Origin of the sequence: Solitalea agri (assembly GCF_023914155.1) — a bacterium.
GTDB lineage: Bacteria > Bacteroidota > Bacteroidia > Sphingobacteriales > Sphingobacteriaceae > Solitalea > Solitalea agri.
The window spans coordinates 144,703-165,026 of the sequence record NZ_JAMWYS010000053.1 but is presented as its reverse complement, the minus strand read 5'-3'; the positions used below and the strand labels follow the sequence as shown (position 1 = coordinate 165,026).

Annotated in this window: 13 protein-coding genes; 6 read left to right on the top strand and 7 right to left on the bottom strand. The window is 39.5% G+C overall.

Annotated features, from left to right (window positions below; all coding sequences use genetic code 11):
- Positions 1-3 precede the first annotated feature (3 nt).
- From NF867_RS15280 to NF867_RS15265, 4 genes are read left to right on the top strand one after another with little or no spacing between them, the layout of a single operon-like run.
- Positions 4-1,467, top strand: coding sequence for a DUF5691 domain-containing protein (locus NF867_RS15280; RefSeq protein WP_252589251.1), 1,464 nt, complete (start codon positions 4-6; stop codon positions 1,465-1,467).
- Between the two features lie 11 nt (positions 1,468-1,478).
- Entirely contained in the window at positions 1,479-2,561 is a 1,083-nt protein-coding gene (locus NF867_RS15275; protein WP_252589250.1) for an ATP-binding protein, read from the top strand.
- 9 nt (positions 2,562-2,570) lie between these two features.
- On the top strand, positions 2,571-4,802 hold the full coding sequence (locus NF867_RS15270; RefSeq protein ID WP_252589249.1) for a DUF5682 family protein: 2,232 nt from the start codon (positions 2,571-2,573) through the stop codon (positions 4,800-4,802).
- Between the two features lies 1 nt (position 4,803).
- The gene (locus NF867_RS15265) at positions 4,804-5,943 is read left to right on the top strand and encodes a VWA domain-containing protein (protein ID WP_252589248.1); all 1,140 of its coding nucleotides are present in this window, start codon (positions 4,804-4,806) and stop codon (positions 5,941-5,943) included.
- A 46-nt stretch (positions 5,944-5,989) separates the two neighbouring features.
- Here the strand turns inward: NF867_RS15265 and NF867_RS15260 are convergent, their stop codons facing one another.
- The 7 genes from NF867_RS15260 to NF867_RS15230 form a co-directional block, all read right to left on the bottom strand.
- Positions 5,990-7,114 carry a TlpA disulfide reductase family protein gene (locus NF867_RS15260; RefSeq protein WP_252589247.1) on the bottom strand — a complete coding sequence of 375 codons (1,125 nt, stop codon included), beginning with the start codon at positions 7,112-7,114 and terminating at the stop codon, positions 5,990-5,992.
- A gap of 88 nt (positions 7,115-7,202) precedes the next feature.
- The gene (locus tag NF867_RS15255; protein ID WP_252589246.1) at positions 7,203-8,396 is read right to left on the bottom strand and encodes a thioredoxin family protein; all 1,194 of its coding nucleotides are present in this window, start codon (positions 8,394-8,396) and stop codon (positions 7,203-7,205) included.
- A gap of 11 nt (positions 8,397-8,407) precedes the next feature.
- On the bottom strand, positions 8,408-9,760 hold the full coding sequence (locus NF867_RS15250) for a RagB/SusD family nutrient uptake outer membrane protein (protein WP_252589245.1): 1,353 nt from the start codon (positions 9,758-9,760) through the stop codon (positions 8,408-8,410).
- A gap of 86 nt (positions 9,761-9,846) precedes the next feature.
- The gene (locus NF867_RS15245; RefSeq protein ID WP_252589244.1) at positions 9,847-13,143 is read right to left on the bottom strand and encodes a TonB-dependent receptor; all 3,297 of its coding nucleotides are present in this window, start codon (positions 13,141-13,143) and stop codon (positions 9,847-9,849) included.
- Between the two features lie 330 nt (positions 13,144-13,473).
- The gene (locus tag NF867_RS15240; protein ID WP_252589243.1) at positions 13,474-14,721 is read right to left on the bottom strand and encodes a FecR family protein; all 1,248 of its coding nucleotides are present in this window, start codon (positions 14,719-14,721) and stop codon (positions 13,474-13,476) included.
- A gap of 188 nt (positions 14,722-14,909) precedes the next feature.
- Entirely contained in the window at positions 14,910-15,503 is a 594-nt protein-coding gene (locus tag NF867_RS15235; protein WP_252589242.1) for an RNA polymerase sigma factor, read from the bottom strand.
- A 291-nt stretch (positions 15,504-15,794) separates the two neighbouring features.
- Entirely contained in the window at positions 15,795-18,212 is a 2,418-nt protein-coding gene (locus NF867_RS15230; protein ID WP_252589241.1) for an arylsulfatase, read from the bottom strand.
- A 782-nt stretch (positions 18,213-18,994) separates the two neighbouring features.
- Between NF867_RS15230 and NF867_RS15225 the strand changes: the two genes are divergently transcribed.
- Both NF867_RS15225 and NF867_RS15220 read left to right on the top strand, forming a co-directional pair.
- A complete protein-coding gene (locus NF867_RS15225) occupies positions 18,995-19,171 on the top strand; it encodes a hypothetical protein (RefSeq protein ID WP_252589240.1) in 177 nt (58 codons plus the stop codon).
- Positions 19,172-19,298: 127 nt separating this feature from the next.
- Entirely contained in the window at positions 19,299-20,315 is a 1,017-nt protein-coding gene (locus NF867_RS15220) for a hypothetical protein (RefSeq protein ID WP_252589239.1), read from the top strand.
- Positions 20,316-20,324: the final 9 nt, after the last annotated feature.

The following is a 20,324-nucleotide window of genomic DNA, read 5'->3' as shown; positions in this document are numbered from 1 at the left end:
CAAATGCAGGAAGATATCATTAAGACAGCCCTTCTTGGCACCGGAAAAATGCCATTAAAAGCTTCCAGCGACCTCGAAGATTTTGCTTCCAGGATTATTGCCCGACAGGAAGACAAGGAAGATGCTTTTCTGAAGTATGCAGGACTCGCATTTATTTATCAGGAAAGCGGTTTAGAACCAGCAGAAGGCACTTCATCTATTGAAGAATGTGCTGCGGAAACTTTAAAAGAATTAAATAGCAATATAAATCAGTATCTGCTGGACGCATTGCAAGCCAAGGATGAGATACTTTTTGATTACTTGATTTTCCGCGCTGTTCAAGCCCGTAAGGTAGCTCCCGCAGCAATTGTTCCCAAGCTTTTGAACAAGGCAATAGAGCAAAAAGGGAAAGCCGACAAAATACTTCCGGTTTGTGGGGAACTGGGTAAATGGCTTTGCAGCATGAATCCGGAATGGAAAAAGATAAGCGAAAAAGAGTCAGAAACAGCTAACTGGGAAACTGGCAATCATGAAGAACGTCAGCGCTTTTTGAAAGCATTAAGGCTACAGAACCCGTCCGAAGCTCGGGAACTTTTAATAGCAGACTTTGACCAAGAAAATGCAGCAAACAGAACAGATTTCATCGACCTTTTGGAAACGGGGCTTTCTTTACAAGACGAAGAATTCCTGATGAAATGTCTGGCTGATAAAAGTAAGAAAGTGAAAGAATCAGCTTTGCAACTGCTTCGAATTTTAAAAGATTCCCTAATAAACAAGAGCTTCGTAAATCATCTCTTAAAAGTAATTTTAATAAAGGAAGAAAGACAGTTACTGATTTTAAAGAAAAAGGTATTACACATCGATACCTCCGCTGTCCTTCCCGACGAAATACTTCAATACGGAATTGAAAAAGTGAGTTCGCAAAAAGGTGTAGATGACAATTTTTTCCAACTCGCTCAACTGTTTGCTTATGTTGAGCCTGCTGTTTTAGTTCAGGCATTAAATACAGAGAAAGAAGAATTCTTCCGCTTACTGACCGAACACCCACAGGCTGTGCTATTGCAACCATTTTTAACTGAAGCTGCGCTTCGTTTCAAGGATAACTTGCTGGCAGAAAAGATCCTTTCAATGGATAATAGCTTTAATTCCAAGCTACTGGAACTTATTTCAGAAGAACAAAAAAACGCATTTCTAGATAATTACATTGAGCAACACCTCATTGCAGTTCTTGATATACTCCTTGACAATCGATATCAATTATTGCAGCATAACATGGCTGAGAGAATTATAAAAAGGTTAGCCATCAACCCTTACCAGGTGGCTCAACCAGTTTACCAGCGTCTGGCACTTGCTCTTCCAGCCTCCCTTATCAAGTTGCTGGAAGCTCATGCCAACGACGATGCAAATGATTATCAGAAACGTTATTTCAGCAATCAGGCAGCAACAATGTTGCGTTATATAGAATTAAGAGACCGTTTACACATTTAACTATCAATACCTTGACACAAAAAATTTTAAGACAATCTGCAGAGCAACAGTTTGCCCTGGAAATTGAGGAACTAAAAAAACAGGACAAACATACAAAGCCAGCTAACTGGCAATTATCTCCCAATGCCGTAGTCAATTACCTCATGGGGGGTAAGCTCAATAATGGATTCGAGATCAGTGCAAAATACATTGGAAACCGCCGCTTGATGGAAATAGCAGTGGCTACCCTTGCAACAGACCGGGCATTGCTTCTTTACGGATTACCGGGCACCGCAAAATCATGGGTTTCAGAACATCTGGCTGCTGCTATTACCGGCGACTCGAACTTAGTGATACAGGGCACCGCTGGAATCAGTGAAGAATCTGTACGCTACGGCTGGAACTATGCAATGCTGTTATCAGCAGGTCCGGTTGCTGAGGCTGTTGTTGAAACACCGGTTATGAGGGCAATGAAAGAAGGAAAGATTGTTCGTATTGAGGAATTAACACGAATAGGTTCCGATGTTCAGGATTCACTTATCACCATTTTATCAGAAAAAATGCTTCCAATACCTGAGCTTAATCAACAGGTTCAGGCAATAGGCGGATTTAATGTGATAGCAACCGCCAATAATCGGGATAAAGGTGTAAATGATCTGTCAAGTGCCTTAAAACGTCGCTTCAACACCGTTATTTTACCTGTTCCAACAAGTGTGGATGAAGAAGTAGAGATTGTACAGCAGCGTGTTACCAGCTTTAGCAAGGTGATAGAACTACCAATACAAAAATCAATCACAGAGGAAATCGGTAGGATAGTAACCATTTTCAGGGAACTAAGGAATGGCGTTTCAAGCGATGGTAAAACAAAATTAAAATCACCAACCGGGACATTAAGCACAGCAGAAGCCATCTCGGTAATGAACAACGGATTGGCGTTGGCCTATCATTTCGGCGATGGGTCAATAAAAGCCGATGACATTGCAAGCGGGGTCATCGGAGCAATTGTAAAAGACCCTGTTCAGGATAAGATCGTAATGCAGGAGTATATGGAAACGGTTCTTAAGCAACGCGATGGTTGGAAAGATATTTACAGAGCCTGCAGGGATATTATTTAATTCTCCTCTATGTCTATGCATATTTTAGGTATCCGACATCATGGCCCCGGCTCAGCCCGTCATGTGCTTGAAGCATTAAATGCGATCAAACCGGATATTATATTAATTGAAGGCCCACCCGAAGGAGAGCAAATGCTGCAATGGGCCATACATGAGGACATGAAACCTCCCGTTGCCCTACTTGCCTATGTTCCTGATGATCCGCAACATGCAGTCTTTTATCCGTTCAGCATTTTTTCACCTGAATGGCAGGCGATCCGTTACGGACTTGAGAATAAGAAGCCGTTGCGCTTTATAGATATGCCGCTTATTCATAAACTGGCTGAAAAACCGGCAGCTATTGAGGGAGAATTGCCGCCGAACCTTAATTCGGCTGAACTTATAGAAGAGCATCATCAACTTCAAAAAATATTTAAAAACCCACTTTCATACCTTGCTGATATTGCTGGTTTTGAAGATGAAGAAGAATGGTGGGAACATCAATTTGAACTTAGTCAACATCCGGTAGAAGTTTTTACTGCAGTAGAAGAAGCCATGACTTCCTTGCGCGAAAGTCTTCCGCAGAAAAACGACCTTACCGAACAAATCAGGGAAGCCTTTATGCGACGGGGAATACGGACCGCCGAAAGAGAGATGTATACCGAAATCGTGGTTATTTGCGGAGCCTGGCACGTTCCAGCACTGCGTTCCATGCCAAAACAAAAGGAAGACGATCTGCTATTGAAAAACCTTCCTAAAACCAAAGTAGAAACTACCTGGATTCCATGGACCAGTGACCGCTTAAGTTTTGAAAGTGGCTATGGAGCTGGTGTTGATTCTCCTGGATACTACAAACACGTTTGGGAAAACCCCGAAGACGACGGAACCCGCTGGTTGGCCCATGCTGCCAATGTATTCAGAAATCATAAAGTTGATATTTCTTCGGCCCATATTATTGAGGCAGTTCGACTGGCAAATGCGTTAACTGCTATTCGCGGATTATCAAGAGCTGGCTTAAAAGAACTAAATGAAGCCACCCAGACCGTAATGTGTATGGGCGATACGGTACCCATGCATTTGGTTCGAAAAGAATTAATCGTTGGCAATGAACAGGGTGAAGTTCCTGAAGGAGCACCACAGGTGCCTATTCAGCGTGATCTGGAGCAGCAGGTAAAAACGATGCGTTTAAAGCTAAGCAACGATGAAAAAATTGTAAGTCTGGATTTAAGAGAACCAGCAGGTCTGCAAAAAAGTATTTTATTTCACCGTTTGCAGGTATTAGATGTAGAATGGGCAAAGCAGCAATTTACGAGCGGGAAAGGCACTTTTAAAGAAGAGTGGCGATTAAAATGGTCTCCGGAACTAACTATCAATCTTCTGGAAAAGGCACCGTGGGGAAATACTGTAGAAGCTGCCTGCACACACTATCTTCAGCATAAAGCCTCTTCCTGCAATTTACTTTCTGAAATAACCGAACTGGCAAAGAAATCACTTCCAGCCGATCTGCATGAAGGTATTGAAGCGGTAATGAAACGTATGGATGAACTGGCAGCCGGAACCACTGACACCTCTATGCTGATGGATGCATTTAAACCGCTTGTGCAGGTAAGCAGGTACGGTAACGTAAGGCAAACAGACCAGGAAACTGTATCTGTGATCCTCCGTTCCATTTTTTATAGAATGATTGCTGGTTTACCGATCAGTACTTCAGGTATCGATGAAGAAGCTGCGGCCGAAATTGCAGAAAAGATTAAATCAGTTAATAATTCAATTATTTTCCTGGATGAAGATGAATTGAAGTCATCATGGATTGAAGCCTTATTAAAAACGATTGCTATTAAGCAGGTAGCCCCGCTTGTACATGGAGCTTGTTGTAAGATTCTTTACGACGCAAAACATATGGATGCTAGTCAGACTGGCATCGAGTTCAGCAAAGCGCTTTCTACAGGAAACGATCCCTCCCATTCTGCTGCATGGCTAGAAGGCTTCCTGAAGGACGCGGCGACAATACTTATCCTCGAAGATGATATCTGGAACATTACCAATCAATGGATTGAAGGATTAACGCCGGAAACCTTTGTGCAGGTTGTACCACTCCTACGTCGCACTTTTTCGGCGTATAATTCAGCTGAAAAAAGCAGGTTAGCTCAAAAGGTGAAACATAATAGTTCAGGAACAAGCGCAGCGAAACAGAATTACGCAATTAATAAAGAGCGGGCAAAAAGAGTGTTGCCTTTACTTGAAAAAATATTGGGAATATAACATGCAAAACGAATTAGATAAACGCTGGCGGCTTATCCTTGGCGCTGAAACACAAAATGAGCTTCCCGTAGATTTGAGCAAATTGGAAATCGGCATTGATAATACCTTGCAAGCACTTTACAACGCTGACCGTAAGGGAGGGCTCGGGCCATCCTCTCCTAACGTTTCCCGCTGGCTTGGGGATATCCGCGAGTACTTTCCAAATACAGTGGTGAAAGTAATGCAGCAGGATGCGCTAAAACGCCTCAATCTTAAATCAATGCTCACTGAACCGGAAATGCTGGAAACGGTTATTCCCGACGTTCACCTTGTGGCCAATTTAATGACATTGGGCAGGGCTATTCCCGAAAAAACTAAATCAACCGCACGAATGGTGGTTAAAAAAGTGGTGGATGAACTAATGCTAAAACTGTTTGCTCCAACACAGCAGGCTATAAGCGGAAGCCTCAACCGTTCGGTGCGTAACCGACGTCCAAGGCATAATGAAATCAACTGGTCCGAAACCATCCGTCGCAATCTAAAACATTACCAGGCTGATTACAAAACCATCATTCCAGAAACAAGAATTGGTTTTGGGAGAAGAAGAAAATCGCTGAAGGATATAGTGTTATGCATTGATCAAAGCGGTTCAATGGGATCTTCGGTGGTTTATTCAGGGATATTTGGAGCAGTAATGGCTTCCATTCCGGCGGTTAACACAAAAATGGTGGTATTTGATACGGAAGTCGCTGATCTTACGGAAGAACTGCAAGACCCGGTAGAACTACTATTTGGTGTACAATTGGGTGGAGGAACCGACATTCATAAAGCACTGCAATATTGTTCTCAGACTATCACCCGCCCTCTTGATACCGTTATGATCCTGATAACGGATCTTTATGAAGGAGGCAACCAACAGGAGATGCGAAAGAAAGCGGCACAGCTTGTAGATAACGGCGTTCAGTTAATTACCCTTTTAGCCCTTAACGATGATGGTTCATCCTTCCACGACCATAGCAATGCAGATTTCTTTGCCTCTATCGGTGTTCCGGTATTTGCCTGTACCCCAGATCTCTTTCCAGACCTGATGGCCGCTGCATTAAGTAAACAGGATATCCAGCAATGGGCAGCATTAAATGATATTAAAATAAATGGCAGGTGATTAACTAGCAGCAACACCCTGCTGCTAGTTAATTTACCACATCTGGTTAATTTACCATTAGCTCTTCTATTTTTTTATGTAAGGCTTCACCCCTTAAGTTCTTTGCCACAATTTTTCCTTCGGCGTCAACCAAAACTAGTTGAGGAATGGCGGTTATACCATAAAGTTTAGCGATATCCGAATCCCAGAATTTCAAGTCTGAAATATGATTCCAAGACAGCTTATCATCAGCTATTGCCTTTTTCCAGGCATCAGCACCAGTTGTTTTGTCAAGCGAAACGCTGATAATATTCAATCCTTGCGAATGGTATTTCTCATAAACTTTCACCAGGTTTGGATTTTCCGCCCGGCAAGGGCCGCACCATGATGCCCAAAAGTCAATTACAGTAACCTTACTTTTAACCACAACGTCTTTTAAGGAGAGCATTTCGCCTGTAGGAGTTTGAGCGCGAAAATTAGGTGCATGCTGCCCTACAGCTACCGTGGCCAGGATATCTAATCTCTTCTTCAGTTCTTTCCCATATTTACTTTGCTTTACTTCGGGTGAAAACTGATTGTATAATGGCACATAAACTCTTGGGTCAGGTTCACTTACATAATGCAAAATCAAATACGGAGTAGTCAATGAAGTTACATGAGCAGTGATAAAGTCATTGATGGCTTTGCTTTTACTCAATTCTATTTCATTCAATTGATCTTCAATACCAGCCATTACTTGTTTGTCATTATTTGGTTTGGCATTAGAAAGCTGTCGGTTTAACTCTCGTTCCTGCGATTGAAATGGTAGCAATACCTTATTAAAAGCTACATATTCATCATTAACTGCTGAACCCTTAACAGTTACCTGACGCATTGAATCTGCTGAACCTTTAATTTCTACCGTTGAATTATCAAGAAATAAAAGCCCTTGAACCCTGCGGTTTCCGGCAGCCAAATAATAAAGATCAGTAGACTTCAGGGTGCCCTTCATTTCAAATCGGTTATTTTTTGCAATACCTGAAGCAAGCGTATCTGGAGAATTGTAGTTAGCACCCCTGAATAGTAAGCAAACCTTTTCTCCGTCTTTAAGATTTTTAAGCTCTCCTGAAAGCTTGAAGCCTTTTTTAGTTTGAGCCATGATAGAAACACTACAGCACATAAAGGCTAATAGCACATATAATATCTTTTTCATTTAATGATCGATAAATAGGTTAAAAACAAGGCTTAAAAAGCTTTCACTTTTTAAGCCCTGTACAATAAGATATTGGCCTTAAAGAGAATTACATCACTTTAATTTTTCCAATAAGCTCCTCTACTCGTTTTTGGGCTTTAGGGTTTTCATCGCCTAAAACCTCCAGGGAAATCTGAGCAGCTTTTAAGGCCTCCTCTTTATTACCCAACTTAAAACATAGTTCGGCATAGGTAGAATAATTACTAAATTCTTTGCCATTTAAATCTACTGCTTGCTTGGCCATTATACATGCCTGCTGCAACACCTCTTTATTTTCAGTAGAACTGGAACAGTGGCGGGCAATGAAGCTGAGCTTAAACTCATCCGTTTTCAAAACCGTTTGGCTGTATTGCCTGGCCATTTTTAGAAATGAGTCATAATCCTTATTTCGGATATAATACCTAAGTTCCATTTCTGCCGCATCGGCTTGAGTTTTCGCACTTTTATCCTGACGATAAATGGCTAATCTCCTAAAGAACTCTTCTTTATTATTGCCATATATTGCTCCATTTAAAGCTCTGACAAAAGCAATAGTTTGAATTTCCTTCACTTCTGCACTGCCATATTTTGCAACAAAATGAGCTTCATTAGCCTTTAAAAATTTAAATAATCGACTTTGTTCATCCAACGGATACAGTTTAATAAGTTGCCAACCTTTATCTGTTAACAGGTCCTTATCAGTAGTCAGCCCGATGAATTCCTCATAAACGGTCTGAGCCTTATCTCTGTTGCTGTTCTTCAGGATAGCAATGTATTTGAATAGCAGCTCGGGACTTCTGTCTCCTTCAAGATACTTTTGTTCAATTGCAGTGGAGGTTTCCTTCGGATTTAAGGCCTTTTTAGCCACAGAAACAAATTCCATAGTCGACATTCTGCTGGTGGCTTTGTGCACCAATTTCCCGCTGGCATCAATAAACAAATAGGTAGGGAAAGAACTAACTTCATATTTCTTCCGAAAATCAATCCCTTCACCTTTCTCCATATCGAGTTTATAATTCACAAAGGTTTCATTGTAGAAACGGGCTGCTGTATCGTTTGTAAAGACATTTTTCTCCATCCACTTACAGGGTCCGCACCAGGATGTATAACAATCGACAAAAACCAGTTTATTCTCTTGCTGGGCTTTGGCCAGTGTTTCTTTTACCGTTCCCTGAAAAAACTTGATTCCGGAAGGCTCAGATTGAGCATGTACTTCTAACAGTAAGAAGCATGACAAAATTGATATAATGATCGCTTTTTTCATGTTTACACCAATTAATAGCCAGGGTTTTGTTTAACGACATTTTGAGAAGAACGAATAGTATTAAGCGGAATAGGCAAAATGAATTGCGTTTCACTTCTGATACCCGACTTAATATTTTCAATATGGAGATCACCTTCCTTTGTATATCGAACCAGGTCAAACCATTCTTCACCACTTTCGGCACCTAATTCATAGATTTTCTCCATTCGAATTGCTTCCAATAATTCTGCTTTGGTATCAAAAGTAATATCAGGCATACCGGCTCTTTTTCGAACCGCATTCAGTGAACTTCGAACCTCCGCAAGGCTACCTCCACTACGAGCTAATGCTTCTGCCTGGATCAGATAAACTTCGGCTAATCGCATGAAATATTCCGTGTCGGCTGTTAAAGGCTGACTATTTACCGTTGCACCCAAAAACTTTCCATTACGACCGGTAGCTGTAATAGCTACCGATTTACGGGCGTCTGTAGCCATTATGCTTTTGTAATAGTCAGACATTATATAGGAAGAACGGTACATGAACGCCTTATTATTACGCTCATTTTTTTCATCAAACGGGGTGGCAAACAAAGCTTCTAAAGAGTTATGCTTGTTTTTAAACACGTCAGCAAAGGTTGTCTCCAGTTTCACCTGTCCTGAAGAAATTACCGCTTGTGTTAAACTGCTTACTTCCGAGTAACGTTTGGCGTACATCAGCACCTTCGCTTTTAATGCCTTGGCAGCAACTTTTGACGCATATACCGATTTTTTATATTCCGGAGCTTTTGCTATGGCTTCATCTAGATCACTAAATATTAAATCATAACATTCTTTTACCGTGTTGCGGGGCAATGCACTGGCATCAGCAACAGGTTTATCACGCATTACGATTCCGTACTCAGAATCCATTTTATAAAATTGCCCCCAAAATCTTAGCAAATAAAAATGAGATAGGGCCCGCAGAAACTTCGCTTCACCGATAATTTCTGCTTTTCTTGGATTGTCAACATCCAGCTTTTCGGTTTTCTCAATAATATGATTTGCTATATTGATGATTTTATACCAACGGATATAGATGGCAGAAACGTAAAAATCATCAGACGCTACCGAATTGTTAACAAAGCTATTTTCACCTACTGCGCCAAAGGTCAAACCTAATTGTGCTGCGCTACCTGGCGAATACACAATCAGCTCCAAGCCTCCCCTTACTTGTCCGTAAGCGCCGGCCAACACTTTTTCGGCTGAAGAAATATTGGTGATCGCCTGATCTTCCGAAAGTTGATTTACAGGCTCTATATCTGTAACATCAACTAGGTTGCACGCCGTTAAAGTGCAAAAGCCCAACAAAGCAGCAATTGTATATAGTTTAAAAGTATTATTCATAGTTCTAGTTTTTGATACCCAGGAAATTCATCCACTACTTAAGTACGGATGATCATCCTGTATGGAGTCAATTAAAGTTTAAATAATTAGAAGGTAACATTAACACCCATTGAAAAACTACGGGTTTGAGGGTATCCTCCACCGTCATATCCTTGTCCTATTGGGCTGCTTGGATTTGTATTTACTTCAGGATCCAGTCCATTGTAACCGGTAACAGTAAATACGTTGGTGGCTGCAACAAATAAGCGGACATTGTTCAGATAAAACTTATTTAACCGCGTATCATTTAACAGGTAACTTAAATAAAGATTTTTCAGCCTGATGAATGAAGCGGTTGAAACATATTGGTCTGAAATACGGCCATTCTGATTCGGATTACCAGCAACAACTCTTGGCGAATTAGTATTTGGATGCTCCGGTGTCCAGGCATTTAATATTCCTGTATTGTAATTACTCAGATAACTGTTAAAAATAGATAAACTGGCCTGGCTTGAATTATACAATACATTCCCTACACTGTAGTTGAATAATGCTGAGAGACTGAATTTTTTATATCGAAGTGTATGGTTCCATCCTCCAAAGAAATCAGGTTCTGCATTTCCAAGTTTAACCATATCATCCGCAGTTATATATCCATCCTTATTCGTGTCTACAAACTTATAGTCACCAGGGGCGGTTTTAACGGCTTGATAAATATTATTTGGAGCTGCAGCATTCAGCGCATCAATTTCACTTTGGGTTTGGAACAAACCATCGGTTTTATATCCATAGAAATAAGACAAAGGCTCACCTTCAGTCAAACGCACTCCATTAGGCAAGCTGCCCCCATTAAGTTTTTTAAGCACATTGTTATTAAAACTGATGTTGAAATCAGTGCTCCAGGTAAAGTTGTTCGTGCTGATAATATCGGTACCTAATTGAATCTCTAAACCTTTGTTCAACACGTCACCAATATTGGTCAATTGGTTGGCCGCTCCGGTTTCATATGGAACATCAACACCTAGAATTAGATCTTTGGTAAGTTTATAATAATAGGTAACCGATCCGCGCAGTTTATTCTGAAACAAACTAAAGTCTAAACCAGCATCTAACTGATTAGTGGTTTCCCATCTGATACTTGGATTTGGAACTGTGTTCGGAATTACACCATTTACACCGTTGTAGAAACTGCCGGTGGTGAAAAATGTTGAATAAAGAAAATCACCGAAGTTGGCGGAGCCGGTACGACCTGCCGATATTCTCAGCTTTGCATCATTAATGAAATCATATTTCTTCAAGAAATTTTCTTCAGAAATCCTCCATGCTAAAGCTGCAGAAGGGAAAACTCCCCATTGATTATTCGGGCCAAATTTGGTTGATTTATCAGCTCTGCCGGTAAATGTTAAGTAATATTTCCCTGCATAATTATAATTTCCACGGATGAAATACGATTCCAAACCACTTATACTTCCCCCGCTTCCATACTGACTTATAGTAGCCGCCGACCCTAGATTATTTAAGGCATCATCATTAGGGAAATTTGAAGAACTGACTCTTGTGTAATTACTTTTATCCTGAGTAAAGGAAGCTCCGGCAAGTGCATTTACATAATGCTTGCCGAAAAAGTTATTATACGTTAACGTATTGTCGAATATTCTGGAGTCAAATGAGCTTAAATTATCGGTACGTGAACCGGTTCTGCGATTTCGTGCTTCAAACGCGTCCCAGCTTGGAATATATCGCAAGTTTGTCCCGTCAACAGTATTGTAAGAAAGAGAAGATTTTAACTTAAGTCCGTTTACAATCTCAAACTCTCCATAAAAAGAAGCCATCAGGTTTTTGTTAGCTGACTCAGAGATTTGCTTCAGTTGTGCGTATGGATTGCTTGAAGTACTATCTATCGTAGTAGCATAATTTCCTTTTTCATCATAAATCGGAACATCAGGTCTGTACTTAACAATGTTATAGTAAAAGCTATTTCCGTTTCCTTTGGTGGTTGATTGACTGTATTTAAGATTAGTTCCAACCTTTAACTTATCAAAAACATTGGTTTCAAGGTTAGTTGCCAAATTATACCGTTTAAATCCAGAACCCATAATAACACCTTTCTGGTCGTTCGTCCCTGCTGAAAAGGCATAAATGGTTTTACTGTTAGGAGTACCTCCGGTCAGGCTCAAGTTCCAGCTATTCGACTGGCTCACCTGCGTTACCTCATTTTGCCAGTTACTGTAAACTTTATCATTTGGTTTAAAATCAGCCGGAACTGCAAGATTCGCATTTGCATAAGCTTTGTTTACAACATCGATATATTGCGCCGTATTAAGCATTTTATACCGATTGGTAAAATCCTCAAATACACTTGAATAAGAGAACTTTAATGAAGGCTCCTGGCCTTTTTTCCCTCTTTTGGTGGTAATTATAACAACCCCGTTGGCAGCTCTTGATCCATAAATAGCTGTTGCCGAAGCATCTTTTAAGATATCTATACTTTCAAGATCTTCAGGATTAATAGAGGCCAAAGGAGAGATTTGAACTGAACGACTATTGGAATAGGAGTCGCTCCCTCCGCCTCCGCCTATTTGAACCGGTATTCCATCTATAACATACAAAGGTTCGTTAACTCCCAGTACAGAAGTTCCACCTCTAATCCGGATAGAAGCATCAGCTCCTGGGGCTCCATTGGTTTTTACAACGTACACACCTGGCGCCTGTCCAACTAAAGCCACATCAAAATTGGGCGAATTCATACTTTGAACTGCCTCCGCTTTAATGGAAGCTATCGAACCGGTTAGATCTTTCTTGCGGGTTTCGCCATAACCCACTACCACTACCTGTTCGAGTTTTGCCAGATCTTCTTCCAGGATAACATTAAACACCATTTCCCGCTCAACCGTTATTTCTTTTTTCTTATAACCGATAAATGAAAAAACCAACACACTGCCTTTGCTGACACTAAGTGTAAATGCTCCATTTACATCGGTTTGAGTCCCTTTACTGGCGCCTTTAACTGTTATTGATACTCCGGGCAATGGCAATCCGTTGGCGTCAACAACCTTCCCTTTGGCGTTAATTTCAGCTGGATTACTTTTGATTTCAACCACACTCGGCCGTTCCAAAGCTTTCACAATAACAATCTTGTTGTTAATTGAATATGTTATTGGCTGACCTGTAAAACAAGCATCCAACGCTTCTGTCAGAGGGGCTTCTTTCAGGTTGATATTAATGTTTTTGGTATTTTCAAGTACCCGATCATTATAAAAGAAATCATAGCCGGTTTGCTTTCTAATTTCTTTAAATACATCTACCAACGACACATTTTGCTCATGAAGAGTTACATTTTGACCGTAACTACTTGCACTTAACTGAAGAATTGTAGTGGTTAATAATAACACAGTTAGCTTCATAACATGCAAAAACTTTCTGACACAAGCCGGTGGCCTGCATAAGCACTTGTTGTAAAAATTCATAAATTTGACAGCTTTAGTTTGTGGAGTGTCCGGTTACATGCACGTTCCAACACAACACAATAGTTCATTAATAAATTGTTTATACAATACCTGATAAGGGATTGATGAATAGGCTAAGCAAATTGACCGGGGATGTTAGCGCATTTCCGGTTCTTTTTTGAATTAACCTATTGGTGGTTGCCATGAATAATGGCTAGCTGTTTAGGGGTCGTTTTTGTATAGTTTCTCCATATTAAATTGTTTAGGTCATTTAGATTGAATGTGGATTTATTTTCTGACTATAATTTTATTGCCTTCTACTTTCAGGTTAATTTGTCCGGTAGACTCCAGCATGGAAATAACCGCGGATAAATTTTTGGTCCTTGAAATAACGCCACTATAGGTTTGCTGCGATAAGCTGGTTGTTTCATATTCAACATCAATTGAATACCAGCGGCTTAATGTTTTCAGTATTTCAGCTAACGGTTGCTTTCTGAAAATAAAATCACCGTTTTTCCAGGCAACTGCTTCTTCAACATCAGCTTGCTTTACATTAATTTGCCCTTCATCCTTATTGAACGCTGATTGCTCGCCAGGTTTTAAAACCACAGCCGTTTGTTGCTTTAAGCTTGAAAACCGTACAGAACCTTCTAATAAAGTGGTCTTAATCATTTCCTCGTCGGCGTAGCTGTTAATATTGAAATGAGTTCCCAGCACTTCAACTTCCGAACTGTTATTAATTGACACTTTGAATGGCATTTTCGCATTCTTCGCCACTTCAAAATAAGCCTCACCGTTTATTTCCACTCTTCGTTCTTTACCCATGAATTTTGTTGGATAATGAATAGAGGAAGCTGCGTTTAACCACACCTTGGTACCGTCGGGCAGGTTTATTTGGTATTGGCCTCCTTTAGGAGTTTCAATAGTATTGTATTCAAGGGTAGATGTTGTATTTTTTTGATTTCTTTCACTAATGGTGTAAACCAGCATTCCATCGGCAGTTTTAGCTATTTTAATCCCCGATTGTTCTGCAAGTACTCCGTTATGGGCTTCGTTTAGGTTAATTTTCCGACCATCAGTCAGGGTGAGTATTGCTTTATTTCCTCCCGGAGCAATATCTGCTACTGCATTATTTTCTTTAACTAGTTCCCCTTTGGTAGAATAGCGGTAAACACCTAATCCAACACTAATCAAAACAATTATAGCCGCTGCTATTTTAGTAAAATACAACCAGTTAAAGCCACCACTTTGCGGACTGCTATCTGGTTGTATTACCGGCATTTGTTCTAAAGAGCTATTGTCAAGATTAATATAAGTTTTAAGCTTTTGCAGATTTCGTTGAAAATTAACATCAGTGCCCTGCCATGTTAATAGTTCAATTAAACTACATGCTTGTTGAATATCTTTTTGTTTCTCGGGATGACTCTCAATCCATGACTCCCAAAAAGACACATGCTTTTGATCTGACTTTTTATAAAAGTTTATAAAAGACTCGTCAGCTGCAAAATCTTCCGGTTCATAGTTATTATAATTCATCCTGTTTTGATTATTTGATTTATGTTTTACTATTAGTGCAATTGCCTCGCGATTTCTATCACATTTTTTGAAATAAAATTTCAGCGATTTTTTCCGGAATGAAAATTGGCTAAAAGCAGTCCAATAAAAGACTATCGAGACCGGTTTATGGCCTCTTATGTTTTTAATTAATAAGACTGAAAATACTTTTACTTAATAAAAAGCCTGATCGCAAATAGGATCAGAACCAATATACCCAGGGTGGTAATTACAGTAACGGTAAGATGCTTGCGGATAATCTTTAAAGCACGGGATATTTGATTGTATATTATGCTATGACTGAAGCCTGTTAGCTGTGAAATTTCGTCATAGCTTAAATTTTCATAAAACCGTAAGCGGATAAGTTCGAGTTGAGAAGCCGATAATTTACTAAATGCCTTTTCAAGCTTAATCTTTAAATTTTCAGACTCCACTCTTTTGATCAGCATTTCTTCAAATGAATGCTCCTGTTCAAGTTCCAAATAATGACTTGTTTCCAGCGATTCACTCCTATTTTGCTTAGTTAGCTCCCTATTTATTTTTCTTCTTAAATAGGTTTGAAGATAGGTTTTTACAAATTGCACCTCTTTCAGTCGCTCGCGATTATCCCACAATTCATAAAAAAGCTGTTGCACGCATTCTTCTACCAGCTCCATATCGTTAGAGATCTGATGACCATACGTACATAAATACCTGTAATGAGCCTTGTACAAAAGCACAAACGCGTCTTTGTTTCCGTTTTTAAACTCGTTCCAAGTATTCATAGTACCCAATCAGGAGGAAAGCAATATGCAATCGCAATGTTAAGGAATTGATAATAAATGGCCAAGTGTCTAAATCGCTCAAGAGATTAAAATTATTGTCGGGATATTTTTGAGGTGAATTCGGCATTTCACTATAAACTTACCTAAGAGTGAGATATTTTTCTCACCAAACCAAAGCTTTGTAAACCAAAGGATTCGAGGAAGCTCAATTGATCACCGAAGCCAAAAAGCAAATCCAATCGTATAATAAACAACGCCCTTTACTTTTAAAGGGCGTTGTTATTAATGTTATTAGTTACTTTTTAAATCGACAGTTACTTTAATTATTTCACCCTGAAATGTAAAAGGTACTTCATAGTCTCTGGTTACTGGTGTTCCAAAATCTTCTCCTACATCTAAAGTTTCGTCCGCTGAGAATCTACTTGGAACTGTTTTTTCTATATTTCCTTCCGCCACTTTCTGACCATCAACCAATATTGTAGCTTTTGCTGGTTTTCCAACTCCCCCACCTGAATAATCAAAATTTAAAACAATAGTATGTTTGCCGGCAGTTAATGCAGTTGGAGACTGGATGGTCCATTTGTGATTCGGATAATGAGAAAATGCATATGAGAAAGTTGGTTTCCCTTTTTGCAACATCAATGCTAACCCTGCAAAATATCCTCCTTGTGTAATAATCATACCTTCTTGTCCAGCTTTAACATCCACTTCGGCCGTAATACTGAAAGAGGTATTTTTCATATTTGGAGCCATTCCTTCAGTAATACGTGAAGTACCTTCATGGAATACAAATTGGGTTCTGCCTTTATTTAGATTAGGGCGATTTTCCGGGTTTACCCTATCAATATAACGATCATCAAAAGGGAATACTTTATATTTTTCAGCTTCTTCCATAAAAGCTGCCTGCATTTCTTTCAGCTTTTCAGGATTTTTTGCCGCAATATCATTTGATTGTGTAAAATCTTTTGTAAGGTCATATAACTCCCATTTATAGTCCTTTACAGGGTCTTCTGATGGTACAGGATGACCTTGCCAAGGTAAATTTCTAGGTGTTGTACTTGCCATCCAGCCGTCTTTGTAGAAAGCCCTGTTGGCGATCACTTCAAAATACTGAGTTTTATGTGTTTCAGGAGCATTTGCATTGTCAAAAGAATACACAAGGCTTTTTCCTGCCATAGGTGTCTGATCAAAACCGTCTACTTTTGTGGGTTGCGGGATACTTGCCGCTTCAAGAATGGTTGGAACAATATCAGTAATGTGTGTGAATTGACTACGAATCTGATCCACTTGTTTAATTCTTGCTGGCCATGAAATAACCATTCCGGTGCGACTGCCACCTAAATGCGAAGCAATTTTTTTGTCCCATTGGTAAGGCGTATTCATAGCATGTGCCCAGCTATGTGAATAATGTTCAGCCATCCAGGGTCCGCCAAATTCGTCTAAGTTTTTCAGCATAAACTCTTCCGTATCCACTTCTCCATTTACCATAATACCTATTTCACTTGTCAATCCCTGACCAGTTGGATCTTCCGCACTGGAACCGTTATCACCCATTATAAAAATGACCAGTGTATTGTCATACTGTCCTAAGTCTTTAATTGACTGGATAATTCTTCCAATTTGATAATCACAATAAGCCAGCATTCCTGCATAAACTTCCATTTCTCTTGCCGCTACCTTTTTCATACCAGGGCTGAGTTTATCCCATTTTTGATAATCGGCAGGTGTTGGTGCTAATTTTGCATCCGCAGGAATAATTCCTAATTTCTTTTGATTCTCGTAGGTTGCTATCCGTTGTTTGTCGAACCCCTGGTCAAATTTTCCTTTAAATTTTGCAATCCACTCTTTAGGTGCCTGATGTGGAGCATGTGCCGTTCCTGGTGTATAATAAGCGAAGAAAGGTTTATTAGGCGAAACGTTTTTTTGCGTTTGTATCCAATGTATAGCATGATCAGCCAAATCCTTATCTAAAATATAATCCGGATCTACTTTACCATCTTTAAAATAGGGGTCAACAGGCTTTGTTCCTTCAAATAAAGCAGGTCTGAACTGATGTGCGTCAGCCCCAAGGAAGCCATAAAAATATTCGAAACCTAAACCGGTAGGCCATAAGTTAAAAGGCCCTGCTGGTGTTGACTGCCAGTCGGGAACATTATGATTTTTACCAAACCAAGCAGTACCGTAACCATTATCGGTTAAGATTTTACCGATAGTCGCCACACTACGCGGCACTAAACTGTTGTATCCTGGAAAAGGTGTTGAGAATTCCATAATGATCCCGGTGGCTGCAGTATGATGGTTTCTACCTGTGATAAGCGCTGCTCTTGAAGGAGAGCAAACGGCCGTGGTATGAAAACGGTTATACTTTAATCCATTTGCCGCAAGTGCATCAAAATTTGGTGTGGGGATCGGACCGCCAAAAGTAGAAGTTGCCCCAAATCCAACGTCATCAATCATGATTAATAATACGTTTGGAGCTCCCTCGGGTGCACTAATTTCTTTGGGCCAGTCAATAGGATCAGAACCCTTAATTGTAGGTGCAACTTTACCTACTTTTTGATAAGGTTCAATAGGTAAAACCGTTCTGTCGGGCCAATTCTTTTGTGAAGGATCTACTTGAGCAAATGCTTTTTGTGATATACCAAAACACAGGTATAAGACCAAAAGCAGAATGCATTTCTTGATTGTTGCGGTTAGAGAGAGCTTCATATATTTATTTGTTAGTAAGTTTAAAGAGGTTATTCTTATTCATGAATCTTCAGCTTTTAAAGAATCGGCAGATACCTGTGTACTCCCATCAAAGTCTTTAGCTGTAGTATTGAGGCTATACTTAAATTTATAAAAAAACAAGAATTTATTGATTTCCATATGCTTACAATTACAAATTAATCATCGATAGAGGTGTTTTTATTCTACAGGGATAATTAGCCATTCTACCCAAACCATCTTTTGAAGGTAAGTTTTTTTTGACTCCGGTTCGTAGTATAACTTAATTTGCTTAACCCCATTAATCAATAGTTCCCATTCTTTGCTTTTAGCTTCGAGAAATGACTGTAATGAACTTTAATTAACCATTGTTAGAAGACATTTGGTTTTTACTTTTTGGAAAGAAAAAGCAGCTTGTTCTTTTTGTAGTTGCCTGATTATTAATTAATTTAATAATGCTGACAATGGAAATAGTTCGATTAAATTCTACTAAATAAACTATCATAAACTATGGTAAGAAAGATACCATTCGTTCAACGAGAATAAGGAACTTAACTCCTACAAACCTCATTACTGTTTTTTTAATTGCGCTCTCTCATCGGCTCTACAACAGACCTCTCCGGTTGCAGTTACCTAAAAAGTAAAAAGGCATTTAATCCGCTATGAACTTAGCTGGTTTTCCGTCTGAATTAATACCCAGATTCATGGTCTCAATATGTGTGATTTTTTCAATGAGAAAACAAATTTCAAATTCAACAAAACGAATACAATAATCATCGACAGTTATGGAGGCAAAAGAACAAGTTTTAGAAGCTATGAAAAAGGATGGTTCTCCTTTAAATGCTGGAAAAATTGTAGAAATAACAGGTTTGGACCGCAAAGTTGTTGATAAGGCAATGAAACAGTTAAAACAAGAAGAAGCAATTGTTTCTCCAAAACGTTGCTACTGGCAAGCTAAATAATTTTATTAGCAACTTGAAGCGTTTTAATTGTTGTGAGCAAGCGATAAGACGGTAGCGTACAGGTCGAAAAAACTCACAAAAAGTTCTATCTAATTGATTTCATATCTATCTGTCAAATACTAAAATCATGACCTCTACTTCATCAAAAATCAATTTCGATAAATTTGGCTATTATATTCTCGGACTCATACCAATTGTTTTATTGGGGTTTTGGAAGAGTTATTTTTCTGAATTAATAGCAGGCACGAGTAGACATGCTTCGATTTTTCATTTTCATGGCATGATGATGTCACTCTGGATAGCCATGTTGCTTGTGCAGCCGCTACTCATTAGAAAAAAGCAATTCGCAGCCCACAGAATTATCGGTAAAGTTTCTTTCGTTGTTATGCCGTTACTTCTCCTTTCCATATTGCAGATCATGCACTACGAGGGAAATTTATTTCCTGAAAACGAACTGACTTTTATTGGGACGATGAATGGTGTAATCACAATGTCAACCTTTTACCTTATTGCCATATGGAATAAGTCTAGCATTAATATCCACGCCAGGGCAATGGTCTGTACCGGAATTACGATGATACAACCTGCTTCTGATCGTATTATGTTCAACATTTTCAACATGCAGGCACCTACTGTTTTCTATGTGAGTTGGGTAATGATTTATCTTCTACTGATTGCGCTCATGATTATTGAAAGAAAACAAAAAGTGGGCAGGTGGGTATTTCCTCTTTATCTCGGTATGCACATCATTTTTGTCAGCAGCATGGCTGTTATCACAAAAATTCCCGTTATAGACCCAGCTTTCGGAAAGTGGTTTTTAACGTTGCCGTTAACCACTGCACCGACCGTAATCGTAAAGGATTTACCGATTCCGGAAAGTGAAATCGACCGTTATCCAGGTAAATGGGGGGACAATGGAGAAAGTGAAATTTATAAGCGAGGGCACCAACTGTGGGAGCGATGGATCGAAAATGGTAAAGCAGACAGCACACGATTGCTCTACCAGGGTAAGAGTGAATTTATTCCAGATAGAAACAAACCTTTCAAAAGTTTATATTTTTTAGTGAAGGATGGTAAGACAGACGCGTTCAGTGTTTATTATGGAGGTATTGGGAATAGTGGTCAAACGAAAAGGATGAAATAAAAACAATGT